Annotated in this window: 22 protein-coding genes; 12 read left to right on the top strand and 10 right to left on the bottom strand. The window is 73.4% G+C overall.

The features are described from left to right. Positions 1-9: 9 nt before the first annotated feature. Genes rfbB through ACLJTM_RS01725 form a run of 4 tightly spaced genes read left to right on the top strand, consistent with a single transcriptional unit; the run spans position 10 to position 3,525 of the window. Positions 10-987, top strand: coding sequence for a dTDP-glucose 4,6-dehydratase (rfbB, locus tag ACLJTM_RS01740; RefSeq protein ID WP_411101531.1), 978 nt, complete (start codon positions 10-12; stop codon positions 985-987). Beyond that, positions 984-2,321, top strand: a complete 1,338-nt coding sequence (locus ACLJTM_RS01735) for a lipopolysaccharide biosynthesis protein (protein WP_411101530.1) — start codon at positions 984-986, stop codon at positions 2,319-2,321. The genes rfbB and ACLJTM_RS01735 overlap by 4 nt, the downstream gene beginning before the upstream one ends. Beyond that, entirely contained in the window at positions 2,318-3,100 is a 783-nt protein-coding gene (locus ACLJTM_RS01730; RefSeq protein ID WP_411101529.1) for a glycosyltransferase family 2 protein, read from the top strand. The genes ACLJTM_RS01735 and ACLJTM_RS01730 overlap by 4 nt, the downstream gene beginning before the upstream one ends. A 47-nt stretch (positions 3,101-3,147) precedes the next feature. Beyond that, complete coding sequence (locus tag ACLJTM_RS01725) at positions 3,148-3,525, top strand: hypothetical protein (protein WP_411101528.1); 378 nt, start codon at positions 3,148-3,150, stop codon at positions 3,523-3,525. Between the two features lie 70 nt (positions 3,526-3,595). On the opposite strand, the gene ACLJTM_RS01720 is transcribed toward ACLJTM_RS01725, so the two are convergent. Next, positions 3,596-4,609 carry a WD40 repeat domain-containing protein gene (locus ACLJTM_RS01720; protein WP_411101527.1) on the bottom strand — a complete coding sequence of 338 codons (1,014 nt, stop codon included), beginning with the start codon at positions 4,607-4,609 and terminating at the stop codon, positions 3,596-3,598. Positions 4,610-4,685: 76 nt separating this feature from the next. Between ACLJTM_RS01720 and ACLJTM_RS01715 the strand changes: the two genes are divergently transcribed. Beyond that, a complete protein-coding gene (locus ACLJTM_RS01715; protein ID WP_411101526.1) occupies positions 4,686-5,378 on the top strand; it encodes a GDSL-type esterase/lipase family protein in 693 nt (230 codons plus the stop codon). Positions 5,379-5,437: 59 nt separating this feature from the next. Next, positions 5,438-6,427 (top strand): aldo/keto reductase, encoded by a 990-nt coding sequence (locus tag ACLJTM_RS01710; RefSeq protein WP_411101525.1) that lies wholly within the window; start codon positions 5,438-5,440, stop codon positions 6,425-6,427. A gap of 171 nt (positions 6,428-6,598) precedes the next feature. Here ACLJTM_RS01710 and thpR read toward each other — a convergent pair whose 3' ends face one another. Genes thpR through ACLJTM_RS01695 form a run of 3 tightly spaced genes read right to left on the bottom strand, consistent with a single transcriptional unit; the run spans position 6,599 to position 8,967 of the window. Further along, positions 6,599-7,150, bottom strand: a complete 552-nt coding sequence (gene thpR, locus ACLJTM_RS01705; RefSeq protein WP_411101524.1) for an RNA 2',3'-cyclic phosphodiesterase — start codon at positions 7,148-7,150, stop codon at positions 6,599-6,601. Between the two features lie 9 nt (positions 7,151-7,159). Then, entirely contained in the window at positions 7,160-8,503 is a 1,344-nt protein-coding gene (locus ACLJTM_RS01700; RefSeq protein ID WP_411101523.1) for an MFS transporter, read from the bottom strand. 26 nt (positions 8,504-8,529) lie between these two features. Further along, positions 8,530-8,967 (bottom strand): MarR family winged helix-turn-helix transcriptional regulator, encoded by a 438-nt coding sequence (locus ACLJTM_RS01695; RefSeq protein ID WP_411102244.1) that lies wholly within the window; start codon positions 8,965-8,967, stop codon positions 8,530-8,532. A gap of 119 nt (positions 8,968-9,086) precedes the next feature. On the opposite strand from ACLJTM_RS01695, the gene ACLJTM_RS01690 reads away from it, so the two are divergent. Then, a complete protein-coding gene (locus ACLJTM_RS01690; protein ID WP_411101522.1) occupies positions 9,087-9,269 on the top strand; it encodes a ribbon-helix-helix protein, CopG family in 183 nt (60 codons plus the stop codon). A 26-nt stretch (positions 9,270-9,295) separates the two neighbouring features. Here the strand turns inward: ACLJTM_RS01690 and ACLJTM_RS01685 are convergent, their stop codons facing one another. Next, on the bottom strand, positions 9,296-10,750 hold the full coding sequence (locus ACLJTM_RS01685) for an NCS2 family permease (protein WP_411101521.1): 1,455 nt from the start codon (positions 10,748-10,750) through the stop codon (positions 9,296-9,298). A gap of 127 nt (positions 10,751-10,877) precedes the next feature. Between ACLJTM_RS01685 and ACLJTM_RS01680 the strand changes: the two genes are divergently transcribed. Next, positions 10,878-11,198 carry a DUF2530 domain-containing protein gene (locus tag ACLJTM_RS01680; RefSeq protein ID WP_411101520.1) on the top strand — a complete coding sequence of 107 codons (321 nt, stop codon included), beginning with the start codon at positions 10,878-10,880 and terminating at the stop codon, positions 11,196-11,198. 198 nt (positions 11,199-11,396) lie between these two features. Beyond that, complete coding sequence (locus ACLJTM_RS01675; protein WP_411101519.1) at positions 11,397-13,862, top strand: HAD-IC family P-type ATPase; 2,466 nt, start codon at positions 11,397-11,399, stop codon at positions 13,860-13,862. A gap of 74 nt (positions 13,863-13,936) precedes the next feature. Here ACLJTM_RS01675 and ACLJTM_RS01670 read toward each other — a convergent pair whose 3' ends face one another. Beyond that, positions 13,937-15,127 carry an MFS transporter gene (locus ACLJTM_RS01670; protein ID WP_411101518.1) on the bottom strand — a complete coding sequence of 397 codons (1,191 nt, stop codon included), beginning with the start codon at positions 15,125-15,127 and terminating at the stop codon, positions 13,937-13,939. Between the two features lie 168 nt (positions 15,128-15,295). Between ACLJTM_RS01670 and ACLJTM_RS01665 the strand changes: the two genes are divergently transcribed. Next, positions 15,296-16,291, top strand: a complete 996-nt coding sequence (locus ACLJTM_RS01665) for a DUF5937 family protein (protein ID WP_411101517.1) — start codon at positions 15,296-15,298, stop codon at positions 16,289-16,291. A gap of 29 nt (positions 16,292-16,320) precedes the next feature. Here ACLJTM_RS01665 and ACLJTM_RS01660 read toward each other — a convergent pair whose 3' ends face one another. From ACLJTM_RS01660 to serC, 4 genes are all read right to left on the bottom strand, one after another. Continuing rightward, positions 16,321-19,455, bottom strand: a complete 3,135-nt coding sequence (locus ACLJTM_RS01660) for a sacsin N-terminal ATP-binding-like domain-containing protein (RefSeq protein WP_411101516.1) — start codon at positions 19,453-19,455, stop codon at positions 16,321-16,323. An 85-nt stretch (positions 19,456-19,540) separates the two neighbouring features. Then, on the bottom strand, positions 19,541-20,197 hold the full coding sequence (locus tag ACLJTM_RS01655; RefSeq protein WP_411101515.1) for a class F sortase: 657 nt from the start codon (positions 20,195-20,197) through the stop codon (positions 19,541-19,543). Continuing rightward, positions 20,190-21,047, bottom strand: a complete 858-nt coding sequence (locus tag ACLJTM_RS01650; protein ID WP_411101514.1) for a hypothetical protein — start codon at positions 21,045-21,047, stop codon at positions 20,190-20,192. The genes ACLJTM_RS01655 and ACLJTM_RS01650 overlap by 8 nt, the downstream gene beginning before the upstream one ends. A gap of 330 nt (positions 21,048-21,377) precedes the next feature. Next, on the bottom strand, positions 21,378-22,496 hold the full coding sequence (gene serC, locus ACLJTM_RS01645; protein WP_411101513.1) for a phosphoserine transaminase: 1,119 nt from the start codon (positions 22,494-22,496) through the stop codon (positions 21,378-21,380). 144 nt (positions 22,497-22,640) lie between these two features. Here serC and ACLJTM_RS01640 point away from each other — a divergent pair, with 144 nt between their 5' ends. Next, positions 22,641-25,532 carry an FAD-binding and (Fe-S)-binding domain-containing protein gene (locus ACLJTM_RS01640; protein WP_411102243.1) on the top strand — a complete coding sequence of 964 codons (2,892 nt, stop codon included), beginning with the start codon at positions 22,641-22,643 and terminating at the stop codon, positions 25,530-25,532. A 58-nt stretch (positions 25,533-25,590) separates the two neighbouring features. Continuing rightward, positions 25,591-26,532, top strand: a complete 942-nt coding sequence (locus ACLJTM_RS01635; RefSeq protein ID WP_411101512.1) for an EamA family transporter — start codon at positions 25,591-25,593, stop codon at positions 26,530-26,532. The last annotated feature ends 463 nt before the right edge of the window (positions 26,533-26,995 follow it).

Genomic DNA, 26,995 nt, shown 5'->3' with positions numbered 1-26,995 from the left:
GAAAGCACTATGCGCATTCTCGTGACCGGTGGCGCCGGTTTCATCGGCTCGCAGTTCGTCCGCTCCCTCCTCTCGCAGGACCCGACGGCGCGGATCACTGTCCTCGACAAGCTGACCTACTCCGGCGTCGAGGAGAACCTGGCCCCCGTCGCGGACCACCCCGGCTACACCTTCGTCCGCGGTGACATCTGCGACGTCGACGCCGTCGACCAGGTGATGGCCGGCCACGACGCCGTCGTGCACTTCGCGGCCGAATCGCACGTGGACCGCTCCATCGCGGGCGCCGGCCCCTTCGTGATGACCAACGTCGTCGGCACCCAGGTGCTGCTGGACGCCGCCCGCAAGCACGGCGTCGGCCGCTTCGTGCACGTCTCCACCGACGAGGTCTACGGCTCCATCAGCGAGGGCTCCTGGACCGAGGAGTGGCCGCTCGCCCCCAACTCCCCGTACTCCGCCTCCAAGGCGTCCTCCGACCTGCTGGCGCTGGCCTACCACCGCACGCACGGCATGGACGTCGTGGTGACGCGCTGCTCCAACAACTACGGGCCGTACCAGTTCCCCGAGAAGGTCATCCCGCTGTTCGTGTCGAACCTGATGGACGGCAAGCACGTCCCGCTCTACGGCGACGGCGGCAACGTCCGCGACTGGCTGCACGTCTCCGACCACTGCCGCGGCATCGACCTGGCCCTGCGCAAGGGCCGCGCCGGCGAGGTCTACAACATCGGCGGCGGCACCGAGCTCACCAACAAGGAGCTCACCGGCATCCTGCTGGACGCCGCCGGCGTCGGCTGGGACATGGTCGACCGCGTCGAGGACCGCAAGGGCCACGACCTGCGCTACTCCATCGACATCAGCAAGATCAGTGCCGAGCTCGGCTACGCGCCGCAGGTCACCTTCGCGGACGGCATCAAGGACACCATCGCCTGGTACCGCGAGAACCGCGCCTGGTGGGAGCCGCTCAAGGTGAAGGCCGCCCAGCAGTCGTGAACGCGTCGGATGCCCCGGCGGCCGTGAAGCGGTCGCCGCTGGCGAAGCTGGCCGACACCCTGCCGCCGGGCACCCTGCTGGTGATCGGCGGCACCGTCGTGCTCGGGGCCGCCTCCTACGTCCACCTGATGGCGGCCGGCCACAGCCTCGACACCGACGCCATGGCCTCGCTGTCCGTGCTGTGGACGGTCCTCATGTCCGTCGGCATCGGCCTGTTCTTCCCCGTCGAGCAGGAACTCACCCGGATCGTCGCCGCCCACCGCGTCGGCGGCCGCGGGGTCGCCGGCGTGCTGCGCCGTGTGACGGTGCTCACCGCCGCCATGTCCGGGCTGCTGATGGCGGCCATGGCGGCCGCCGCCCGCCCCCTCGCCGACACCTTCTTCGACGGTCGCACGGACATGGTCCTGGCGCTGGGCCTGGCCTTCGTCGCGATGGCCGCGGGCAATGTGACCCGCGGCGTCCTGGCCGGCCTCGGCCGCTTCGGGCCCTACGGCTGGCAGCTGGGCATCGACGGCGTCCTGCGCATCGCCCTGGCCGTGGCCTTCGCCCTCGCCGGCGTCCGCTCGCCGCTGGCCTTCGCGCTGATCCTCACCGCCGCCCCGCTCGTCGCGCTCCTCGCCACGGTGCGCCCCGTACGCCAAGGCCTCGGCCCCGGCCCGGCCGACAGCTGGAAGGGGCTGCTCGGCGGCCTCGGCCCGCTGATCGCCTCGACCCTGCTCTCCCAGGTCGTCGTCAACGCCGCCGTGGTCAGCACCAAGCTGATCGCACCCGCCGAGGACGCCCTCGTCGCCGGGCTGTTGAACGCCATCGTGCTGGCCCGCGTCCCGCTGTTCGTCTTCGGCTCGCTCCAGGCCTCCCTGCTGTCGGGTCTGTCGGCGGCCGCCGCGGCCGGCGACCGGGCCGGCTTCACCCGGCTCCTCGGCCGCACCAGCCTCGTGGTCACCGCACTGGGCGTGGCCGGCGGCGTACCCGCCACCCTGCTCGGACCCTGGCTGATCCAGGTGCTGTTCAAGGCGGAGGACGGACTGGGCCAGGCCGTCTTCTTCTGGATCTCCGCCGGAACCCTCTGCTACATGCTGGCGATGGTGCTCGGCCAGGCCCTGATGGTCCTGCACCGGCACCGCCTGCAACTGCTCTGCTGGGCCGCGGCGACCGTGGTCCTGATCGGCGTGACCCTGCTGCCCGGCGCCGTCGCCACCCGGGTGTCCCTCGCCTACACCGTCGCCGCGCTCGTCGCGGTGCTCGCCATGGCCACGGCGCTGTGGCTGACCTTCCCGCGCGTGCCCGCCGCGGCCGGCGGGGCCCCCGAGCCGACCCTGGTGGACACGGCATGACCACGACCCCGACCACGACGACGCCCCCGACGACGCCCCCGACCACCACCCCCGCGGCCCCGCAGCCGCGGCCGCGGTCCCAGCCTGGAGCCACCATGTCCGAGTACGACGACGTATGGCTGGTCATCCCGGCCTACAACGAGGGCACCGTCATCGCCGAGGTCGTCGAGAACGCCCGCAAGGTGTTCCCGAACATCGTCGTGGTCGACGACGGCAGCACCGACGACTCGGCCGAGCACATCCTGACCACCGGCGCCCACCTGGTGCGCCACCCGGTCAACCTCGGCCAGGGCGCCGCCCTGCAGACCGGTCTGGCGTACGCACTCGCCCAGCCCGGCGCGGAGTTCTTCGCGACCTTCGACGCCGACGGCCAGCACCAGACCCCCGACGTCGAGAAGATGGTGGCCCTGCTGCGCACCGGTGAAGCGGACGTCGTCCTCGGCTCGCGGTTCATCGAGCAGACCGGCGAGGTCCCGTGGATCAAGCGGGTCGTCCTGCGGACGGCCGCCGCGGTCAGCCCCACCGCCCGCAAGCTCAAACTGACCGACGCGCACAACGGCCTGCGGGTCCTCAACCGCGCCGCCGCCTCGAAGATCCGCATCACCCACAACGGCATGGCGCACGCCTCGGAACTCGTGGCGTTCCTGGCCTCCTCGGGCCTGCGCGTCACCGAGGTCCCGGTGGACATCCTCTACACCGAGTACTCCATGTCCAAGGGCCAGTCCCTGATCAACGGCGTGAACATAGTCTTCGACATCTCCCTGCGCTCCCGGAAGTAGCCCGGCGACAGGCCCCCGCAGCGCCCCGCTCGCGTAGCCTCGGCCCCATGCCCCGCAAGGACAGCCGTGCCCGCCGTCTCGTGGCCGACGGGTGCGCCTACGGCTGGGCGGTCCGCCACGGGCACCGTGTGCAGGCCGGCGGCGGCTGCCGCACGACCCTCACCCTGTACGCCCGCCCGCGCGGCGCCGGCGGACTGCTGCGCTTCGTCTTCGACGAGGGGCCGGGCCGGTACGTCGCGGGCTTCACCGCCGGGTCGGGCGAGGTCGCAGACGTGGGCGCCGGAGCCCTGAACCTCCACGAGCCGGGTACCGTACGGGTCCTGCTCGACGCGGCGCTGGCGCGCGGATGGCAGCCGCAGGAGCGCGGCGAGACGCGGCTCGACGGCTGGACCTTCCTGCCGGCCGCGGTCGCCGCGGGCCGCTGAGCCCGCTGCCCCCTGCCCCCGGGCTCCTTCGCCGGACCCCTCCGCGGTGACTTCGCCGAGGCCGGCGCGGTCACTTCGCCGGTCGGCGCCGCAGCAGCCGCTTGCCCGCGAAACCGATCGCCAGGGCCGCCACCAGGACGAGGGCGCCCTTGGTGAAACCGCCCTGCGGCTGCGGCGACTGCGCCGACGGGGACGCATCGGGCGCGGAGCCCGGCCCCGGCCCGCCCCCGGGGGACGCCGAGGCCGAGGGGGCCGGTCCGACCGGGACGGCCACCACCCGGCTGGACCCGCCCTCCGCCCCGAACATCAGCGCCGAACCGTCCGCCGCGTACGTCACCGACTCGGCCTGCCCCTGCCACGGCGCGTCCACCCGCTCGCCCCCGCCCTGCGGCCGCCCGTCCTTCCACGGGTAGGTCTTCGCGAAGAAGTAACCGCGCAGGGCCAGTTGACCGCCGTCCGGTGAGAACGCCCCGTCCGTCACCCACGGCAGGTCCGCGACCCGCCGGAACACGTTCGGACCGCCTGCCGACAACTGCGCGGGACCCTCGTACAGGCCGCCCTTGTCCTCGCTCTTGCTCGCGATGTACACCCGGCCCGTCACCGGATGCACCATCAGCGCCTCCGCGTTGCGCGGCCCGTCCGCGTACCGCACCGTGAACTGCGTGGCCTTGACGCTCACATCGGCCAGTTCCTTCGGCTCGGGGAACCGGTAGATCCACACGTGGTCCCAGCTCCCGTCCAGGTTGTCGCCGATGTCCCCGAGGTACACCTGCCCGTCCGGGCCCAGCGAGACGGCCTCGACGTCGCGCGGCCTGCCGATGCCGGTGAGGGTCACCCGGGCCACCGTCCTGCCCGTCGCCGAGTCCACCGCATAGACGTACGGGCCGTCGTCGCTGTCGTTGTGCGTCCAGTACACCCCCGGATGGATCCGGCTGGCGGCCAGCCCGCTCGACTCCTTGATCCGGGGATCGGTCATGGTGAAGGAGGCCGCTCCGGGCTCCTGCGCCGCGACCGCCGCCCCTGCGGGCAGCAGCGCCAGGACGGCGGCGGTGAACAGGGCGGACGACACGGGCAGCAGGCGCATCCGTCCAGCTTGCCAGCCCGCGCCGGGTGTCCGGCATCACAGGGGCGCCCGCGCCGTGATCCGCGATGATGACCGGATGCGTTTCATGTTCGTCGGCGACTCCATGACCATCGGACGCGCCGGCGACTGGACCTGGCGCTACCGGATGTGGCAGCACCTGAGCGCCGCCCCCGACGGCCCCCACGACATCGTCGGCCCGCGCTGCGAGCTGTACGACACCGGGGCCGGCGCACCCGTCAGCCACGCCTACGCCGACCCGGGCTTCCCGCAGCAGGCCCGCCGCCACCTGGCCGGCTGGGGCGAGGGCTGGCAGCACATGGCGCCGCTGATGGGCCCCGCCGTCCGCGCCACCGGGGCGGAGGTGCTGCTGGTCTCCCTCGGCCTGATCGACCTCGGCTTCTACACCCGCGCCGACCAGACCGCCGAGAACGTGCGGAGCTTCGTGGCCGGGGCCCGTGCCGCCCGGCCGGACGTGCGGATGGTGTTCCTGCCGGTCATACCGAACGTGCGGGCCGAGACCGACGGGCCCTTCGCCGCCGAGGTCACCCGCTTCAACGAACTCCTCGCAAAGGCGGTCGCCGACCTCGGCACCGACGCCTCGCCGGTCCTGCTGGCCGCGCGCCCCGCCGCGTACGACATCCACCACGACACCTACGACGGCACCCACCCCAACGCCTCCGGCGAGCACCGCCTCGCGGGCGAGTTCGCGGCCGTCCTCCACCAGGCCTGGGGCGTCGGCGGCCCCTACCGGCCGCAGCGCACGCCGTAACACGCCCGCCACAGGGGGGTCTTGCCTTGAGTGGACTCCAGGCAGTTGGCTTGGGTCCCATGAAGTACACACAGCTCGGACGCACCGGCCTCAAGGTCAGCCGACTCGTGCTCGGCACCATGAACTTCGGCCCGCAGACCTCCGAACCCGAGAGCCACGCCATCATGGACGCGGCCCACGGGGCGGGCATCAACTTCTTCGACACGGCCAACGTGTATGGGTGGGGCGAGAACAAGGGCCGCACCGAGGAGATCATCGGCACCTGGTTCGCCCAGGGCGGCGGCCGCCGCGAGAAGACGGTCCTCGCCACCAAGGTGTACGGCTCGATGGCCGCGGAGGGCGACCCCTGGCCCAACTACGACCGGCTGTCGGCCGTGAACATCCGGCGGGCCGTCGAGGCGAGCCTCAAGCGGCTGCAGACCGACCACATCGACGTCTACCAGTTCCACCACGTCGACCGGCAGACCCCCTTCGAGGAGATCTGGCAGGCCGTCGAGGTCCTGATCCAGCAGGGGAAGATCCTCTACGCGGGCTCCTCCAACTTCCCCGGCTGGAAGATCGCCCAGGCCAACGAGACCGCGGCCCGCCAGGGCCGCCTCGGCCTGGTCAGCGAGCAGTGCCTCTACAACCTGGCCGAGCGGCGCGCGGAGATGGAGGTCATCCCGGCCGCCGAGGCGTACGGGCTGGGGGTCATCCCCTGGTCCCCGCTGCACGGCGGCCTGCTGGGCGGCGCCATCCGCAAGGCCGCGGCCTCCGGGCGTTCGGCGAGCGGCCGTTCGGCGGACGCCCTGCAGAACAGCTCCGTGCGCTCGCAGGTGCAGGCGTACGAGGACCTGCTGGACAAGCACGGGCTGGAGCCGGGAGAGGTGGCGCTGGCCTGGCTGCTGACCCGCCCCGGGGTCACCGGCCCCATCGTCGGGCCGCGTACACCGGAGCAGCTCGACTCGGCGCTGCGCGCGGTGGAGCTGGAGCTCCCGCAGGAGGTCCTGGCGGGCCTGGACGAGATCTTCCCCGGGCCGGGCGCCTCGCCGGAGGCCTTCGCCTGGTAGGGGGAGCGGCGGCGGCCCGCGGGACCTACCGGCCGACGGCCGCCGCCACGGCCACCACGACGAACATCAGCACGAGCACACCGGCCATGACACGGTTTCTGGTCTTGGGATCCACCCGTCGAGACTAACGCGGCAGCCCCTGCGCCGTGGACGCAGGGGCTGTGCGGGGCCTCAGCCGCCCAGCGGCCAGCTCGCGGCGACCTCGTACCGGGGCTGTTCCCCCGCCACCCCGCTGACGGGCAGGTTGCTGCGGACCAGGAAGAGGTCGCCGACCTGCCAGGACGTGCCCTCGTACCCGTCGAGGGCCGCCGCGTAGGGCTGCAGGCCGACGCCCTCGCGGGAGCGGCCCAGGGTCAGGTGCGGGGTGTAGCGGCGGTGCTGCTCCATCGGTACGCCGGCCCGCCGGGCGGCCGCATCGGCCCGCTCCGCCAGGCGCCGCAGCGCGTCGAGGTCCCCGGCGGCGCCCACCCACAGCGCACGGTCGCCGAAGTGCCCGCAGCCGTGCAGGCGCAGGGCGAAGGGTGCGGTGCGGGCGGCGGCCCGGGCGAGGCGGGCGTGCAGGTCCGCCAGGACCTCCTCCCGCACCTCCCCCAGGAACGCGAGCGTGAGGTGCCAGCCGGCCTCGCCGGTCCATCTCAGCCGGTCGTCGCGCAGCGGGCGTACGGCGGCCGCCAGCTCGGCGACGGCCGTCTCGGGCGGCAGGACGGCGGCGAACAGTCTCATGCCCCGAGCCTAGGCCGCCGTCACCAGTTCGCGGCTGCGGACCGACGGGACGAAGGACACCCCGCGGCGGCTCAGCCGCAGGCGCAGGTTGCCCACCCGCGCCAGGACCACGGCGATCAGCACGGAGGCAGCCAGGGAGATCAGGCCGCCCGCGGCCATCCCGATGCGGGCGCCGTAGGTGTCGGTGATCCAGCCCAGCAGCGGGGCGCCCAGCGGGGTGCCGCCGGTGAAGACCATCATGAACAGGGCCATGACCCGGCCCCGCATCTCGGGGTCGGTCGCCATCTGGACACTGGAGTTGGCGGTGACGTTGACCGTCAGGCCGAAGATCCCGATGGGGACGAGCAGCGCCGCGAACAGCCAGAAGCCGGGTGCGAAGGCCGTCACCACGAGCAGGGCCGAGAACAGGACGGCTGCGGCGACCAGCAGGCGCAGCCGGGAGTGCCCGCGGCGGGCGGCGAGCAGGGCGCCGGCGAGGGAACCGGCCGCGATCAGGGTGTTGAAGAGGCCGTAGGTGCCGGCGTCGCCGTGGAAGACGTCGTTGACGAAGGCGGAGAGCCAGATCGGGAAGTTGAACCCGAAGGTGCCGATGAAGCCCACCAGCACGATCGGCCAGACCAGCTCGGGGCGGCCGGCGACGTACTTCAGGCCCTCGCGGAGCTGCCCCTTGGCGCGGGGCTGCACCTCCACCGGGTGCAGTTCGTCCGTCCGCATCAGCAGCAGGCCCACGATGGGCGCGGCGAAGGACAGCCCGTTCAGCAGGAAGGCCCAGCCGGAGCCGACGGCGGTGATGAGCACGCCGGCGATCGCCGGGCCGACCAGCCGCGCGGACTGGAAGTTGGCGGAGTTCAGGCTGACGGCGTTGGCCACCTGGTCCTTGCCGACCATCTCGGGCACGAAGGTCTGCCGGGCCGGGTTGTCGACCACGGTGACGAGGCCGAGCAGGAAGGCGGCGAGGTAGACGTGCCAGACCTGGACGTGTCCCGCCAGGGTCAGCACCGCCAGGGCGATGCCGGTGAGGCCCATGGCGCCCTGGGTGGCGAGCAGCAGGGGCCGCTTGGGCAGCCGGTCGGCGAGGACGCCTCCGTAGAGGCCGAACATCAGCATCGGCAGGAACTGCAGGGCGATGGTGATGCCGACGGCGGAGGCGGAGCCGGTCAGCGAGAGGACGAGCCAGTCCTGGGCGATGCGCTGCATCCAGGTGCCCGTGTTCGAGACGACCTGGCCGGTCGCGAAGAGCCGGTAGTTGCGGATCCTCAGCGAGCTGAACATCGAGTTCTTGCCCGCGGGTACGGCAGTCGTGAGGGTGGATGTGCGGCCGGGTGCGGAGTCTGCTCCGGTTCCCGTACTCAAAAGCGTTCGCCTCCAGGCGTCGTTCCTTACAGGTGTGCGAGCTTCTCCAGGACGGGGGCTGCGGCGCGCAGCTTGGCCCATTCGTCCTCGGTGAGCTCGGCCGCGAGCCCGGCCAGGAAGGCGTTGCGCTTGCGGCGGCTCTCTTCGAGCATCGCCTCGGCCTCTTCGGTCTGGCGGACCACCTTCTGGCGGCGGTCGTCGGGGTGCGGCTCCAGCGTGACCAGTCCCTTGGCCTCCAGCAGGGCGACGATGCGGGTCATCGACGGCGGCTGGACGTGCTCGCGGCGCGCCAGCTCACCGGGGGTGGCCTGGCCGCAGCGGGCGAGGGTGCCGAGGACCGAAATCTCGGTCGGGCTCAGCGACTCGTCGACGCGCTGGTGCTTCAGGCGCCGTCCCAGTCGCATGACGGCGGAGCGGAGGTCGTTCACGGCGGCAGCGTCGCCGCCATGGGAGAGGTCGTGCATGTCCTTAGAGTAACTCATTACTCTTCCTAAGGAAACCGGGCGATCCGTCGTCACTCGTACGGGTGAGTCGGCGGCCGAAAGTGACCCGCGTCCGCACCCGATGCCCCGACTCTTTCGGCATGGGGACACATGTGCTGAGCATGCGCATAGACGGGGAGCTCCTGGAGCGGCTCCGGACTCATGCCGCCAAACGCGGAATGAGCGTCCAGGACTATGTGGTCCGGACGCTCATTCGCGACGATTTCGACGAGCGCTTCCAGGCGGCCGTCGACGAGACGGAGAAGTTCTACGGGCTGACCTGAGGCCGTGCGCCGGGGCCCGGACGGGCTCAGGTGAGGCCGAGGGCCGGCATCGCGTAGTAGAAGACGAACACCGCCGACACCGCGTACATCGCCACGGGGACCTCGCGGCCCCGGCCGGTCGCCAGCCGCAGGACGCTGAAGCTCACGAAGCCGATCCCGATGCCGTTGGTGATGGAGTACGTGAAGGGCATCATCACCATGGCCAGGAAGGCCGGGACGGCGATGGTGAAGTCGCTCCAGTCGATGTCCCTGACCGAGCCCGCCATGATCAGGAAGCCGACCGCCACGAGCGCCGGGGTGGCCGCCTGGGACGGGACCATGGTGGCGAGCGGGGTGAGGAACAGCGCCACGGCGAAGAGGCCGCCCGTCACCACGTTCGCGAGGCCGGTACGGGCGCCCTCGCCGACCCCGGCCGTGGACTCCACGAAGCAGGTGGTGGCGGAGGAGGAGGTGGCGCCGCCCGAGGCGACGGCCAGGCCGTCGATCAGCAGGACCCGGTTGATGCCGGGGAAGTTGCCATCCTTGTCGATCAGCTTGGCCTCGTCGCCGACTCCGAGGATGGTGCCCATCGCGTCGAAGAAGCAGGACAGCAGCACGGTGAAGACGAAGAGGATCCCGGTCAGCATGCCGACCTTGTCGAAGCCGCCGAACAGGCTGACCTGACCGACGAGCCCGAAGTCGGGGGCGGCCACCGGGTTGCCCCGCCACTCGGGGACCGTCAGGCCCCAGGCCTCGCCCGGCAGCCCGGCCACGAGCTGGACGACGACCGCGGCCAGGGTCATCACCACGATGGAGATCAGGATCGCGCCCGGCGTCTTGCGGATCAGCAGGGTGAGGGTGAGCAGCACGCCGACCACGAAGATCAGGACCGGCCAGCCGTCCAGGTGGCCGTCGGCGCCGAGCTGGAGCGGGACCGTGGTGTGCGCGGCGTCCGGGATGCGGGAGACGAAGCCCGAGTCGACCAGGCCGATCAGCAGGATGAACAGGCCGATGCCGATGGCGATGCCCTTGCGCAGGCCCAGCGGGACGGCGCTCATGACCCGCTCGCGCAGGCCGGTGGCGACGAGCAGCATCACCACGAAGCCGGCCAGCACCACCATGCCCATGGCGTCCGGCCAGCTCATCCGCGGGGCGAGCTGGAGGGCGACGACCGTGTTGACGCCGAGGCCGGCGGCCAGCGCGATCGGCACGTTGCCGATGACGCCCATGAGGAGCGTGGTGAAGGCGGCCGTCAGGACGGTCGCGGTGACGAGCTGGCTGCCGTCGAGCTGGTGCCCGTACATGTCCTTCGCGCTGCCCAGGATGATCGGGTTCAGCACGATGATGTAGGCCATCGCGAAGAAGGTCGCGAACCCGCCGCGGACCTCGCGGGCCACGGTGGAGCCGCGCTCGGAGATCTTGAAGTAGCGGTCCACTGCGGAACTCCCCTGGGGGACGGGATCCGGTGCGGTAGCGGCAGGGGCGGGGGCCGGGGTGCTCATACGGTCCTCATTGGGTGTTCATACGAAGAAAGTGGGCCACGCCCAAACCGTTTCAGTATGAACACATGAACGAAGGGCCGTCCATCTCCGCGCGTAGACCCGCCCTCGCCCCGCCTAGACTCGGACCATGGCGAAATGGACTGCGCAGCACGAGGCGCCCGAGCCCCTTGAGGGCCCGGTGGTCGCGACCGTCACCGGCGGCACGATCATCTGGTTCGCCCTGTTCCTGGTGCAGCTCCCCTTCTACGGGTGGTTCGCCGGCCGTGGCCAGTTGTGGTGGGTGTGGACCTGCGCAGCCGGCGGCTTCCTCGGGCTGATCGGCATCTGGTACGTCCGCGGCCGGGACGCGGCACTCAAACGGCACGCGGCGCAGGCCGAGGCGGCGGCGCAGGCCGAAGCGGCCGCCGCGCGGTCCGACGGCGCGAAGCCGGCCGAGCCGGACGCCTGAGCTCTCCTGCGGACGCCTGAGCCCGCTCCGGACACTCAAGACCTCCGCCGAAGCCTCCCTTCGGCGGCCTGAGCCCCCCTCCGGGGGGAGGCCGCCGACGCGGCCGGTGCCACCGGGGGACGATCCCGGTCATCCCGAAGTCGGATCTTCGGATGCCTCGGCGGGTGAACCGTGCGAACCGCCTTTACCGTCGGAAGCATGACGCAGCGGGCACAGACCGAATCCGAAGGGCCCGAGCCCGGCGGCACGACCGCCGCTGCCGCCATCGACGCGGGGGCCGAACTGGACCCCGTACACCCCGTGCCGCCGCCCTCCCCCCGGTTCAAGCCGGCCGGACTGACCACCGCCGAGGTCGCCGAACGCGTGGCCCGCGGCGACGTCAACGACGTCCCCGTCCGCAGCAGCCGCTCCACCGCCGACATCGTCCGCGGCAACGTCTTCACCCGGTTCAACGCCATCATCGGCCTGCTCTGGGTGATCATGCTGTTCGTCGCACCGATCCAGGACAGCCTCTTCGGCTTCGTGATCGTCGCCAACACCGGTATCGGCATCATCCAGGAGCTGCGCGCCAAGAAGACCCTCGACGGGCTCGCCGTCATCGGCGAGGCCAAACCCGGCGTCCGCCGCGACGGCCGCACGGCGGAGATCTCCACCTCCGAGATCGTCCTCGGCGACGTCATCGAACTCGACCCCGGCGACAAGGTCGTCGTCGACGGCATCCTCGGCGAGGCCGACGGCCTGGAGATCGACGAGTCCCTGCTCACCGGCGAAGCCGACCCCGTCCTGAAGAAACCCGGCGACCCGGTCATGTCCGGGTCCTTCGTGGTCGCCGGCGGCGGAGCCTTCACCGCCACCAAGGTCGGCCGCGCCGCCTACGCCGCCCAGCTCGCCGAAGAGGCGTCCCGCTTCACGCTCGTCCACTCCGAGCTGCGCTCCGGCATCTCCACCATCCTCAAGTACGTCACCTGGATGATGGTCCCGACCTCGATCGGCCTGATCGTCAGCCAACTGATCGTCAAGGACAACAACCTCAAGGACTCCCTCGCCCGGACCGTCGGCGGCATCGTCCCGATGATCCCCGAGGGGCTCGTCCTGCTGACCTCCGTCGCCTTCGCCATCGGCGTCATCCGGCTCGGCCGCAAGCAGTGCCTGGTGCAGGAACTCCCCGCCATCGAGGGCCTCGCCCGCGTCGACGTGGTCTGCCTCGACAAGACCGGCACCCTCACCGAGGGCGGCATGGACGTCACCGAGCTCCGCCCCCTCGGCGGAGCCGAGACCGCCCACGTCAGGAAGGTCCTCGGCGCGCTCGGCGAGTCCGACCCGCGCCCCAACGCCAGCCTCCAGGCCATCATCGACGCCTACCCGGACAGCGCGGAATGGCGCTGCACGGAGTCCCTGCCGTTCTCCTCCGCCCGCAAGTACAGCGGCGCCAGCTTCAGCGAGGGCGACGGCGAGAACAGCACCTGGCTGCTCGGCGCCCCCGACGTGCTCCTGCCGGCCGGGGACCCGGTCCTCGACGAGATCGACGCCCTCAACGAGCAGGGCCTGCGCGTCCTCCTCCTGGCCCGCTCCGCCCGCGACCTCGACGACGCGGCCGTCGCCACCGGGGTCAGGCCCACGGCCCTGGTCGTCCTGGAGCAGCGGCTGCGCCCCGACGCCGCCGACACGCTCCGCTACTTCGAGGACCAGAACGTCAAGGCGAAGGTGATCTCCGGGGACAACGCGGTCTCCGTCGGCGCCGTCGCCGGGAAGCTGGGCCTGCCCGGCGCGACGAACACCGTCGACGCCCGCACGCTGCCCGCCGACCAGAGCGGCATGGCGCAGGTCCTCGACGAGAACTCCGTCTTCGGACGGGTCTCCCCGCAGCAGAAACGCGACATGGTCGCCGCCCTCCAGTCCAGGGGGCACACCGTCGCGATGACCGGCGACGGCGTCAACGACGTCCTCGCCCTCAAGGACGCCGACATCGGCGTCAGCATGGGATCGGGTTCCGAGGCCACCCGCGCCGTCGCGCAGATCGTGCTCCTGAACAACAGCTTCTCCACGCTCCCCTCGGTGGTCGCCGAGGGCCGCCGCGTCATCGGCAACATCACCCGCGTGGCGACGCTCTTCCTCACCAAGACGGTCTACTCGGTGCTGCTGGCCGTCCTGGTGGTCTGCTCTCAGGTCGAGTACCCCTTCCTGCCCCGCCACCTGACGCTGCTGTCCACCCTCACCATCGGCATCCCGGCGTTCTTCCTCGCCCTGGCGCCCAACAAGGAACGCGCCCGGCCCCACTTCGTGAAACGGGTGATGCGCTACGCGATCCCCGGCGGCGTCATCGCGGCGGCCGCCACCTTCGCCACGTACCTGGTCGCCCGGCACCACTACAGCGGTCCGGACGCGCTGAGCGCCGAGACCAGCGTGGCCACCCTCACGCTGTTCCTGACCTCGATGTGGGTGCTGGCGATCATCGCCCGGCCGTACACCTGGTGGCGGGTGGCCCTGGTCGGCGCGATGGGGCTGGCCTTCCTGATCGTCCTGGTCGTGCCCTGGCTCCAGCAGTTCTTCCAGCTGAAGCTGGTGGGCACCACCATGCCGTGGACGGCCGTCGGCATCGCCGCGGCCGCCGCCGTCCTCATCGAGTTCACCTTCCGCCAGGTGGACCGCAGATTCCCCGCATGACGGACCCCCCCGGCTTCCGCGCCGTCCGGGCCCCGACCCCTGTACGGGGCCCGGACGGCGCGGAAGCCGGGGGGTCAGGCCGCCAGCTCGTGCGCCGTGCGGGCCGCGACACGGCCGCGCAGCGCCAGGGTCGCCGCCGCCGTGGCGAGGCCGGCGCCCAGCGCCGTCCACCACAGGACCGCGGCGCCCAAACCCGTGTACAGGGCCACCCCCGCGGTGAGCGCGGTGAACCGGGCCACGCCCCAGGTCCAGCCGAACGCCCCCTGGTAGCGGCCGCGGGCGTGCGCCGGAGCGAGATGGGAGACCATCGCCGCCGAGATCCCGGCCACCACCACCTCGCCGAGCGACCAGACGGCCACCGACACCGTGTAACCGGCGATCCCGTCGGCCAGCCCCGTCAGCGCCACCCCGACCGCGATCAACGCACTGCCCGCCGCCTGCACCGGCAGCTGCGGCAGCTTCGCGAGGCGGCCCGTCACGAACGGCTGGAGCCCCACCACCAGCACCGCGTTCACCGCGGCCAGCGCCCCGTACACGGCCGGCGGGAGCCCGCTGTCGCGGACGGCCAGCGGCAGTGCGACCTCGGTCAGCGAGTACACGAACAGCTGGATGCCGAACAGCGGCAGCAGCAGCACCATCAGCCGGTCGCGCAGGACGACCCCGTAGCCGGCCCCCGTGCCCTCGCCGGGCGCCGGCCGTTCCCGCTCGGGCTCGGGCAGCCGGGCCGCCACCACGGCCGCGTAGACCAGCAGCGTCGCGGCGTCCACGGCGAACAGCAGCCAGTACCCGTGCGCCGCGAGAAGACCGCCCAGTACGCCCGCGCCGGCCGTGCCGATGTTGACGCCCCAGCCGAACAAGGCGTACGCGCGCTGCCGCCGCTGCGCGTCCACCGAGTCGGCCATCAGCGCGTACGCGGCCGGGGAGACCGCCGCCGAGGCCGCGCTGAGCAGCAGCGCCGCCGCCGCCATCGTCCACACCCCCGGCGCCAGGAACAGGGCGCCCTGCGCCACGGCGGCGCCCGTCAGCCCGGCCAGCATCGTGGGACGGCGGCCCAACCGGTCGGCGAGGACCCCGCCGAGCACCGGGCCCAGCAGGTTGCCCGCGCCCAGCGCGCCCAGGACGTACGCGGTCTGCGTACCGGTGACGCCCCGGTCGGCCAACAGGAACACCAGGAAAGGGGTGACGAGGTGGCCGAGCCGGTTGACGACCGTGCCGGCGAAGAGGGTCCACACGGTGGACGGGAGACCGCGGAAGGTGGAGGGCATGGCAGGAGCCTGCGGCCTGCCCCCGGCGAACCGAATTGATTAAGCTCAGAACGAATCCAACGGACACAACGATCCAACGGACACAACGATCCGACAGATCCGACAGATCCGACAGATCCAACGAATCCGACAGATCCAACGGATCCAACGAATCCAGGGGGCGCAGGCATGGAAGCGGGACTGGACTTCTCCACGGCCGACCTGGCACAGACCAGGTTCGCCGTCTCACCGATGTGGGAGGTCGTCACCAGCTACCGGCTGCTGAACGACCCCGCCGACCCCCCGCTGCACCGGCGCTGGGCGGCCCAGGTGCGGCCCCGGCTGCTGCGCGCCGGCCTGGACCGGGGCTGGCTGGCCGCGCTCGTCCCCGGCGGCGGCTACCTCGCCGACTTCCTCAACCCGACCCCCGCCGGGCCCTTCCCCGAGCTCTCCGCCGAACTGGCCGCCATCCGCCGCAGCACCCCGGAGCAGGTCCGCGCGGACCTCGCCGTGCTCCAGTCCAAGTCCCCCCGGCCGTCGCCCCGGCTGCGGCTGCTCCACGAGGAGCCCGCGGCCGCACTGGAGAAGGTCGCGGAGGAGGTCGCGACGTACTGGGAGCTCGCCCTCGCCCCGTACTGGCCCCGCATCCGCCGGCTGCTGGAGGCCGACGTGTTCCACCGCGCCCGGCAGGTCGCCGAGCACGGCTCCGCGCACGTCCTCAACGAGCTGCACGACAGCGTCAGCTGGGACGCCGGCACCCTGCGCATGGTCCGCCGGCAGTGCAATCTCACCCGGGACCAGGCCGGCGCCGGATTGCTCCTGGTGCCCTCCGCCTTCGCCTGGCCCCGCGTACTGACCCGCTCGGTACCCGCCGAGCCGCCCCAACTGGCCTACCCCGCGCGGGGAATCGGCGACCTGTGGGAGCCCCGGACGGCCGGAGGCGCCGCCGAGGCGGTCGCCGCCGTCCTCGGCCGGTCCCGCGCGCAGCTGCTCGCCGAACTCGACACCCCGGCCTCCACCACCCAACTGGCCCGCAGTTGCGGACTGTCCGCGCCCGGCGTCTCCCAGCACCTGACCGCCCTGCGCAACGCCGGCCTGGTCACCGCGCACCGCAACGGCCGCTCGGTGCTCTACGCCCGCACGGCCGTCGCCGACGCCCTCCTCGCCCCGTCCGCGGCACCCTGACGCGGACCCGGACCCCGTCGGTCACCGCACTAGTCGAACCAGCGGTCCCGGGCCAGTTCCGAGGTCCGGGACGGGTCCTCCAGCAGCGCCGCGACCTCGAAGCGGCGCGGCCACTGGCCCGCCGACCAGGCCAAACCCGCCGCCACACCCTCCAGCGTCGCGGCGTGCAGGGTGCCGTCCGGGGTGCGCCGCCAGTCCAGCTCGATGCCGCCCGCCACCAGCTCCTCGTGCTCCCAGTACGTCAGCGGGGTCGACGGGCCCAGCAGCAGCGCCACCGACTCCGGGACCTCGTGCTCCTCGCCCGGGGTGGTCACCTCCGCCGCCACCGTGTCCGAGAGGCGGCGCACCTGTAGCAGCTCCGCGAGGTCCGCCGCCCGCGACGGGGCCACCGGCAGCAGCGGCAGGCCCGCCGTCAGCGGCAGCAGGTCCGGGGCGTCGGCGATCACCGCGTCGGCGGCGTCCACCACCATCACCTCGCCGTCCACCACCGCGCGCAGCTCGTCGGGCAGGGTCACCTGCTCGGGGTCCAGCTCCGCCAGCGCCCCGTACAGTCCGTGCAGCTGGCGCCCCGTCACCTCCCGGTCCGGGTCCGCGAGCCGGCCCAGCAGCTCGGCCGCGCCGCCGGGCTCCTCCAGCAGGGCCGCCACGGTGGTGCGCACGCCCAGGGCCCGCAGCACCTGCTCGTCCTCGAAGCCGGTGGCGTCCGCCGGGCTGTACAGGCCCTCCAGCAGCGGGTCGCCGCCCGCCGCGCGCAGGCCCGCCGGGCGACGGCCGTCGAGGACCGGGTGGTCGCGCAGCCACCACGCCGTGTACGGGCGCACCGACTCGGTGGTGCCGTCCGGGAGCAGGATCCGCACCGGCTGGGTCAGCGCGTCCCGCAGCGGCGGCCGGGCGAGCATGGCCAGCGCCTGCGGCCAGCAGTCGTCGTCGACCAGGTCGAGGTCGCGCACGGCCACCAGTTCGGTCGCCACCGGCGGGACGGGCAGCTCCGGCAGCTGGTCCAGCAGGTCCTCGCACCACACGTCCACCGCGTCCAGCAGACCTGCGTCGTCCGGTTCTGCGAAGTCGCCCTCACGCGGCTCCAGTTCGTCGGGGTCCAGGACCAGGTCGGTGGTGCGCACCAGCTGGAATTCGGCCAACACCCCGCAGGCCGTGAGCGGGCCCGCGCCCCATCGTTCGGCCAGCTCGGCGTCCACGTACGGCACTTCGTCCTCGCGGATCACGGAGGCCAAGGGGGAACCGGGCAGCAGCAGTTCGCCCGCCGGGGTCGGTTCGCCGTCCTCGTCGGGCAGGGCCAGCGCACCCAGCCAGGGCTCGTCCCCGGGCGCCAGATCGGCGTCGCGGACCAGGCCCAGCACCAGCTCCGCCAGCTCCTCCGGGTCGAGGGCGTCCTCGTCCCAGATCTCCCCGGCGTCCAGCGAGGCCGCGACGGCCGCCCGCACCTGCGGGGTCGTCAGGACCGCGCGGGGGGTCGCAGGCAGGGCGCCGAGCTTCTCCAGCAGCGGGTGCGCCGCGTCCGGGTGCGCCACCTTCAGCCCGAGCCGCGCCAGCTCGGCGGGGGTGTCGGAGTCCGGCAGCAGCAGGTGGCGGGGGCCGATCGCGGTACGGCCGTCGGCCAGCGGCACCGGCAGCCCGGACAGCCGGTCGGGGTCGACCCCGGCGAGGCTGTCGTAGAGCCGGTGCCACCAGTCGGGGGTCCGCTCGATGCCCGCGATCCGCTCGATGGCATCGCCCAGCGGAAGCCGGCCGACGCCCAGGGCGCGCAGCTCGGAGCGCCGCTCCAGACCGGCCGGCAGGAGCGTGGGCAGGACCTCGGCGAGGACCCGTACGGTGTCGGCGCCCGCACCTTCCACGACCTCGGCCTCGAAGGGGCGCAGCGCCGCCCGCTCCCCGGTGTCCTCGGGCGGCGCGGCCGCGGCGAGGAAAGCCGTACGGGGGAGCCGGCCGAGGACGGCGGCGCGCAGGGCCCCGTCCAGCTCGCCCTTGCCTAGCGGGCCGGGGACCAGGTCGACCAGGGCGGTGGTCACCGGGTCCCAGGAGCCCAGGAGTTCGGCGTACGCGTCGGCGGCGCGCTCCACCAGGAAGTCGGTCAGCGGCCCGGGCGCCGGATGGCGGCGGCTGGTGTCCAGCGGCAGGGTCGCGATGAGCAGGGCGGGGATGCCCAGCGGTTCGTCGGTCGGGGTCGGCGCGTGCACGACGGGCGCGGTCGCCGGGCGCAGCGGGGCGCCCTCGGCGTCGACGGGCACGGCCCAGGACACCGCCCAGGAGGGTCGCAGCCGCTCCTCGACGGGCCGGTCGGCGAGCAGCGCCTTGTCCAGGGGGCCGCCGCGGCGGACGGTGCGCCAGCGGTTCGTCCCCGTGCGGGAGTCCTCGATGACGGTGTACGGGCCCTCGTCGTGCCGGAAGAGGGTGCGGGCCGGTGCGCCGGGGGTCTCCACCACGATCTCGCGCAGCCCGGGCAGGGTGAGCAGCAGGGCGTCGTCGATGCCGGCCAGGAGCCGCTCGACGAGGTCCCCGGCCGCGGCGTCGCGCAACGGCAGCACGACCACCGTGTCGTATCCGTCGGGGGCGCTCCCCTCGGCGGGCAGCGGCAGGCGCAGCAGGGGGACGTGTCCGTCGCGGCGGCGCAGTTCGTTCCCGAGGCCGGGGCTGCCGACGGCGGCGCCGCGGGCCAGTTCGCGGGCCTCGGCCAGGGACCAGCGGACCCCGCCGTGCCGGCCCAGGACGGCGGGTTCGTCGGAGACGGCGAGGACGGCGGCGAAGCCGACGCCGAACCGGCCGACGCTCTGGCCCGCGCCCGGGTCCGCGGCGGCGGGCTCCCGCTTGGCGGAGGCGCGCAGGGTGCTCAGGGACTCCACCCCCGTCGCGTCCAGCGGGGCGCCGGTGTTGGCGACGGCCAGCACCGCGTGCCCCTCGACGCCCGCGTGCAGGGTCAGCCGCAGCCGGCCCGCGACCCTGGCGCGGGCGGCCGCATCGGCGGCGTTCTGCGCCAGCTCGACCACGAGCCGGTCGCGGTAGCCGCCGAGGGCCAGGTCCTCTTCGGCGTTGGCGTCCTCGCGGAAGCGGGCCGGGCCCGCTCCCCAGGCATCGAGGACCCCGCGCCGCAGCCGGGCCGTTCCGAAGGGGTCCACGCCGCTCTCGGCCGCCGTCACTCGCAGGTTCACGCCGCTGCCTCCATGCTGTGCCGCCTTCGAAGATGCCGGAGCCCTCGAACCTGCCCCGAACTTCCTGAAGGTATCGCGTGAGCGGCTATGCCTTGCCCGTGAGGTGGGCGAACACGATCACGTTGGCGTCCCAGTGGCGGTCCTTCGTGAGGTTCCCGCCGCAGGTGATCAGGCGCAGTTCGGCGGCCCCGCGGGTGTCCCCGTAGACCTTGTCGGTGGGGAAGGCGTCCTTTTTGTACGTCTCCACGTCGTCGACGGCGAACACGGCGGTGCTGCCGTCCTGGCGGTGGACCTCGACCTGCTGGTCCTTCTTCAGCCGCTTCAGGTTGTAGAAGACCGCCTCGGGGGCCTGCGGGGTGTCCATGTGGCCGACGACGGCGGCTGCGCCCGGCTCCCCGGGGGTGGGGCCCTGCCGGTACCAGGCGGCATCCTGCGGTTTGGCGAAGTCCGGTTCCTGCATGACGCCCCGGGCGTCCAGGGCGACCGTGTCGAGGGGGGCGTCCACGCCGATGGCGGGGATCGTGATCCGGTCCGGGACGGACGGCGTCAGGACGGTGACGGCCGCCGCGTTCGCCGCGGAGTGCGGGGCGTCCGCGGCGCGGGCGTTCCCGCCGACGCCGGCCGAACAGCCGCAGGCCAGCACGACCGCGAGGGCGGGGGCCCCCGCCAGGGCGGCCGCTCGGCGCACGCGGTGGGTGCGGCGCGGGCGGACGCCCTGGCGGAGCGTGCCGGGGTCAGGCATTGCCGGCCTCGGGCAGCGCGGCGAGCGCGGGGGCCCGGCCGGTGTTCACCGGGCCGAGGGGCTTCTTGTGCTCGCTGGGCTTGAGGGGCTTCACGGACGGGTCGACGTGCGGCTTCACGGACGGGTCCTGCTGCGGCTTGGCGTCTTTGGCGGGGGTGGCCTCGGTGGAGAACCTGACGGTGTCGAACTGCTTGCCGTCCGCGTAGGCCTTGACCCCGTAGTAGCCGCTCTTGACGTCCTTGGCGACGGTGGCGGTACCGGTCCAGGTGCCCTTGCCGTCGTTCCTCAGGTCGACCTGGCCGCCGAAGGCGTCGGAGCGCACGAAGGCGCTCTTCCCGGTCGCCTTGACGGTGACGGCGACCTTGTCGCCGGGGCGGCCGAAGTCGGTGGACAGGCTCAGGGCGGGGGCTTGCGGGGTGGGGGTCGGGCGGGGGGTTGCGGCCTTCACGTCCAACTGCGCGGTGGCCTGGAGCCGGGAGCCGTCGGGGCCGGTGCCGGTGAGGGAGATGCCGTGGGTACCCGCCTCGACCTGGGCGACCTTGGCGGTGCCGCCGCGGCCGTCGGTCATCTTCACGTCGTCCAGGGCCCGGGAGGAGACGGAGAGGTTCGTCGAACCGTCGGGGACCTCCATCGAGAAGCTGATGGAGTCGCCCGGCTTGGCAGTGGCGGCCGACAGCTTCAGGGCCGCGGAGACCGCCTGGGGGCTGGAGGTGGGGGTGGGGGTGGAGCTGGCGCTGGAGCTGGAGTTGCTCTCGGGCGTCGGTGCGTCGGCGGCGAACGCGGTGGCGGTGCTGCCGAGGGCCATCGACGAGGCGAGCGCGATCGCCGCGAGGGAGAGTGCCTTGCGCATGAGGTTTCCTCCTGAACGGGCCGGGGGTTTTCCCGGCACACCAGACATGAGGGACATCCTGGGCGCTTTGGTTGCACGGCCGCCGGGGGCCTGCGGTTTCCGTGCGAAGCCCCTGCCGAAGGTCCTTCGGACGGAAACCGCAGGCCGCACGGGAGGCTGAAATCTCCCGTTTGCGGTTTCTTTGCCCCGATTTTTGGGACCTAGGTCCCGGCCCGGAGAGCGGAACGCCGGAGCCCCCGGTGGCGGAAGGTCACCGGGGGCTCCGTGGGACGCGGGTAAGCGCGGAAGCGCGGAAGCGCGGAAGCGCGCTGGCGCGTCAGCGCGTTGGTGTCAGAGCTTCTCGATCACGAAGTCGATGCACGCGGTCAGCGCCTGCACGTCCGCCGGGTCCACCGCCGGGAACATCGCCACGCGCAGCTGGTTGCGGCCCAGCTTGCGGTACGGCTCGGTGTCCACGATGCCGTTGGCCCGCAGCACCTTGGCGACCGCCGCCGCGTCGATGTCGTCGGAGAAGTCGATCGTGCCGATGACCGCGGACCGCTTGTCGGCGTCCACGACGAACGGCGTCGCGTACTTCGACGCCTCGGCCCAGCCGTACAGGTTGCGCGCGCTGGCCGCCGTACGGCCCGTCGCGAACTCCAGGCCGCCCTGGCCGTTGAGCCACTGCAACTGCTGGTCCAGCAGGAACAGGGTCGACAGCGCCGGGGTGTTGTACGTCTGGTTCTTCAGCGAGTTGTCGATCGCCGTCGGCAGCGAGAAGAACTCCGGGATGTGCCGGCCGGAGTCGTGCACGCGCTGCGCCCGCTCCAGGGCGGCCGGCGAGAACGCGGCCAGCCACAGGCCGCCGTCCGAGGCGAAGGACTTCTGCGGTGCGAAGTAGTAGACGTCCGTCTCGGTGATGTCCACCGGCAGGCCGCCGGCCCCCGACGTCGCGTCCACCAGGACGAGGGACCCGGCATCCGCGCCCGCGACCCGCTTCAGCGGCGCCGCGACACCCGTCGAGGTCTCGTTGTGGGTGTACGCGTACACGTCCACGCCCGCCTCCGCGACCGGCTCGGGGTGCGTTCCCGGCTCGGAGGAGATCACGGTCGGCGCGTCCAGCCACGGCGCGAGCTTGGCGGCCTTCGCGAACTTCGAGGAGAACTCGCCGAAGGTGAGGTGCTGGGACTTCTGCTCGATCAGCCCGTGCGTCGCGATGTCCCAGAAGGCGGTGGAGCCGCCGTTGCCCAGGATCACCTCATAGCCCTCGGGAAGGGAGAAGAGGTCCCGGACACCCTGGCGCACCGAGCCGACCAGGTTCTTGACCGGGGCTTGGCGGTGAGAGGTTCCGAGCAGGGAGGTTCCGGTGGCGGCGAGGGCGTCCAGCGCCTCGGTCCGCACCTTGGAGGGGCCCGCGCCGAAGCGTCCGTCGGCGGGCTTGATGTCAGCGGGAATCTGGATCTCGGCCACGAGCGGAGCGTATCGGGTCCGGCGCACCGCATCCGAGCCGCGTCCACCCGGTGAGACGCCCCCGGACGGTGCGAAGGTGGGGGCGTGACGTCATCCGGGAAGCCCGACCGGGCGCGGCGGCCGGCCCGCCGGCCCGAGGAGGAGCTGCGGCGCGCCCTCGCCCACGACCTGCGCGCCGGCCTGCGCGGCGAGGTGGACTTCGGCGCCGCCGCCCGCGCCCTCGCCACGATGGACGCCTCCAACTACCGGCGGGTCCCGCTGGGCGTGGTCGCCCCCCGCGACGCCGAGGACGTGGCCACCGCGCTCCGCTTGTGCGCCGAGGCCGGGGTCCCGGTCGTCCCGCGGGGCGGCGCCACCTCCATCGCCGGCCAGGCCACCGGCACGGGCGTGGTCCTCGACCTCACCCGGCACATGAACGCCCTGCTCTCGGTGGACCCGCAGTCCCGCACCGCCGTCGTCCAGCCCGGCCTGGTCCTCGACCGGCTGCGCGCCGCCGTGCGCCCGTACGGCCTCACCTTCGGACCCGACCCCTCCACGCACTCCCGCTGCACCCTCGGCGGCATGATCGGCAACAACGCGTGCGGCGCCCACTCGGTGGCCTGGGGCACCACCGCCGACAATGTGGCCGCCCTGGCGGTGACCCGGTACGGCGGCTCCGCCCACCGGATCTCCACCGGCTGGACCGGCGCCCCCGACGGGCTGCGCACGCTGGCCGAGGCCGGCCTCGGGGTGCTGCGGACCGGGATGCCGCCCGCGTTCACCCGCAGGATCTCCGGTTACGGAACCCTCGACGCCCTGCTGCCCGAACGGGGCGTGCACCAGGCCCGCGCGTTCTGCGGCAGCGAGGGCACGCTCGGCGTGGTCACCGAGGCCGTCGTGCACCTGGTCGAGACGCCGCACAGCCCGGTCCTCGCCGTCCTCGGCTACCCCGACGAGAGTGCGGCCGCGGACGCGGCGGCCGGACTGCTGCCCCACGGCCCGCTGACGGTCGAGGGAATGGCGCAGGACCTGGTGGGGTCGGCCGCGGGGCTGCCCCGGGGCGGCGCCTGGCTGTTCGTCGAGATGCCCGACGAGGGCCGCGCACACGCCCTCGTCCGGGCCGCCGACGCACTGGACGCGGCCGTCGTCACCGATCCCGCCGGACAGCGGGCCCTGTGGCGGATCCGCGAGGACGCGGCCGGCACCGCCACCCGTACGCCCGACGGGCGGACGGCCTGGCCGGGATGGGAGGACTGCGCCGTCCCCCCGGCCCGGCTGGGGGCCTACCTGCGCGAGTTCAGGGCCCTGCTGGCGGCGCACGGCCTGCACGGATCCCCGTACGGGCACTTCGGCGAAGGCTGCGTCCACGTACGCATCGACTTCGACCTGGTCTCGCCCTCCGGCGTGGCCCGGTTCCGGACCTTCTCCGAGGAACTCGCCGACCTGGTCGTCGGACACGGCGGCTCCCTGTCCGGCGAGCACGGGGACGGCCAGGCACGGGCGGAGCTGCTGCCCAGGATGTACGGGCCGGACGCCATCGCCCTCTTCGGCGCGTACAAGGACGTGTGGGACCCGGCCGGCGGGATGAACCCGGGGATGCTGGTCCGGCCTGCCCGGCTCGACGAGAACCTCCGCTTCGCCGTCCTCCCGCAGACCCCCTTCGCCGGGGAGGTCGCCCGCTGCGTCGGCGTCGCCAAGTGCCGCACGACCGCACCGGGCGGACCCGGCGTGATGTGCCCCTCCTTCCGGGTCACGGGCGAGGAGCAGCACTCCACCCGCGGCCGGGCCCGGCTGCTGCACGAGATGCTCGCCGGGGAAGTCCTCACCGACGGCTGGCGCTCACCGGAGGTCGCCGAGGCCCTGGACCTGTGCCTGGGCTGCAAGGGATGCCGCAGCGACTGCCCGGTGGGCGTGGACATGGCCGCGTACAAGGCCGAGTTCCTGCACCGGCACTGGGCCGGCCGCATCCGCCCGCTGTCCCACTACACCCTGGGCGGCCTCCCCGGCTGGCTCCGCCTGATCACCGCCCTGCGCGCGACCCGCGTCGCCAACGCCCTGGCCCGCCGCCTCCCCGTCCCGGGACTGGACCGCCGCCGCGCCCTGCCGGAACTCGCGCAGGAACCCTTCAGCCACTGGTGGCGCACGCAGCCCCCCGCCCCTGCCGCCCCTGCCGCCGAGTGCGGGTCCGGGTTCGGGTGCGGGTGCGGGTGCGGGTCCGGATCCGGGTTCGCGTCCGGGTCCGGGTCCGGGTTCGCGCCGCCGACCGCGGTCACGCTGTGGCCCGACACCTTCACCGAGTACCTGCACCCCGCGGCGGGCCGGGCCGCGGTACGGGTCCTGCGCGCCGCCGGCCTGCACGTCGAAGTCCCCGCCGCCCGGGTGTGCTGCGGCCTGACCTACGTCTCCACCGGCCGGCTCGACCGGGCCCGCACCGTCGCCCGCCGCACCCTGGACGCCCTGGGGGAGCCCCGCGGCCCCGTCGTCGTCCTGGAACCGAGCTGCGCCGCGGCCCTGCGCGCCGACCTCCCCGCCCTGCTCCCGGACGACCCCCGCGCCCACCGCCTCGCGGCAGCGGTACGGACCTTCGCGGAAACCCTGGAGGAGTACGCGCCGGCCTGGCAGCCGCCGCGCCTGGACCGGCCCGTCGCCGGCCAGACCCACTGCCACCAGCACGCCGTCCTGGGTGACGGCCCCGACCGGCGGCTGCGCGAGCGGGCCGGGCTGACCGGCGGGCTCAGCGGCGGCTGCTGCGGCCTGGCGGGCAACTTCGGCTTCGAGCCGGGCCACCACGAGGTGTCCGTGGCCTGCGCCGAGGAACAGCTGCTGCCGTCCCTGCGCACGGCCGCCCCCGACACCCTGGTCCAGGCCGACGGCTACTCCTGCCGCACCCAGATCGCCCAGCTGGGCGGCGGCGCCTTCCGGGCCCGGCACCTGGCGGAGCTCCTGGCAGAGGGCCTGGGGGAGGGCCCGGGGGAAGGCCTGGCAGCGGGTTCGGGGGAGGGCTCGGGGGAGGGCTCGGGGGAGGGGTCCCCGGCCGGACCGGACACACCGCCGTAGTGAAGCTGTAAGGAAAAACCTGCAGATACGGGCCTTACCGAGCGCGTAATCTGGAGGGATGCCCGCTCCCTCCCCCTCACCGTCGACCACCGCCGCCCCCAGCGCGGAAGCCGCTCTTCCGCTCCCTGCGGAAGGCGGCCGCGCCCTCGGACCGGTCGCCCTGGTCATCTCGGCGGGCATCTCCGTACAGTTCGGCGCCGCCCTCGCCGTCACGATCATGCCGAGGGCCGGAGCCGCCGGCGTGGTCACGCTGCGCCTTGCCGCCGCCGCGCTCGTCCTGCTCCTGCTGTGCCGGCCCAAGGTCCGCGGCTACTCCCGCGCCGACTGGGGCACCGTCCTCACCTTCGGCCTCACCATGGCGGGCATGAACGGCCTCTTCTACCAGGCCGTGGACCGGATCCCGCTCGGCCCGGCCGTCACCCTGGAGGTCCTCGGCCCGCTCGCCCTGTCGGTCATCGTCTCGCGGCGCCTGGTCAACCTGCTCTGGGCCGGACTGGCCCTGGCCGGCGTGGCCCTGCTCTCCGGGCACGGCGGCGGGTCCGGCTTCGGCTCCCTCGACCCGGCCGGCGCGGCCTTCGCACTCGGCGCGGGCGCGATGTGGGCCGCGTACATCGTCTTCAGCGCACGGACCGGCCGCCGCTTCCCGCAAGCCGACGGCCTGGCCCTCGCCATGGCGGTGGCCGCGGTCGTCTCCCTCCCCCTGGGCGTCGTCGAAGCCGGCGCCGACCTGCTCGTCCCGAGCACCCTCGCGCTCGGCGCGGGCGTGGCCGTACTGTCCTCGGTGCTCCCGTACACCCTGGAACTCCTGGCCCTGCGCCGCATGCCCGCCCCCACCTTCGCGATCCTGATGAGCCTGGAACCGGCCATCGCCGCCACCGCGGGCTTCCTCGTCCTCCACCAGGCTTTGTCAGCCCTGGACGCCCTGGCCATCGCCCTGGTGATCGCCGCCAGCATGGGCGCGGTCCGCTCCCAGATCCGCCGGCGCCCGACCGGGGGATGAGGGGGGGTGGGGGCTTCGGGGGCTGTGTGCCGCCTGGGCGGTGTCGGGGTGGTGTGGGGGTTTCCCGTCAGTCCCAGGGTCCTTCCGGGTCGGGCCGTCCCCTCAAGGGCGCTCCTTCGTCGCGTCGCTACGCGATGGCCTGCGGCCACCCTTGACCGGCCGTCCCGCCCCGGAAAGACAAGGACTGTCGGGAACCCCCCAGAAGGACGCTCACCGGGGGCCCATAGCCCTCGGGACGGCCAGTGAGGCGCGGGCGAAGCCCCCGCGCACCAGCTCGTAACCCCTGCCGCGCTGCTCGGCGGCCGCCACCCGTCTGTGGCTCGGCGGCTGCCACCCGTCTGTGGCTTGGGGGCTTGGGGTGAGCCGCGGGCTCTCCGCTGCCCCCGGCGCTCGGTTTGGCGGCTGCCACCCGTCTGTGGCTTGGGGGCTTGGGGGCTTGGGATGAGCCGCGCAAGTCCTCCGC

This window comes from Streptomyces sp. cmx-4-9, from assembly GCF_046548835.1.
In the GTDB taxonomy this organism is placed as follows: domain Bacteria; phylum Actinomycetota; class Actinomycetes; order Streptomycetales; family Streptomycetaceae; genus Streptomyces.
The sequence above is the reverse complement of the archived record's forward strand: the minus strand, read 5'-3'. Positions and strand labels throughout refer to the sequence as shown.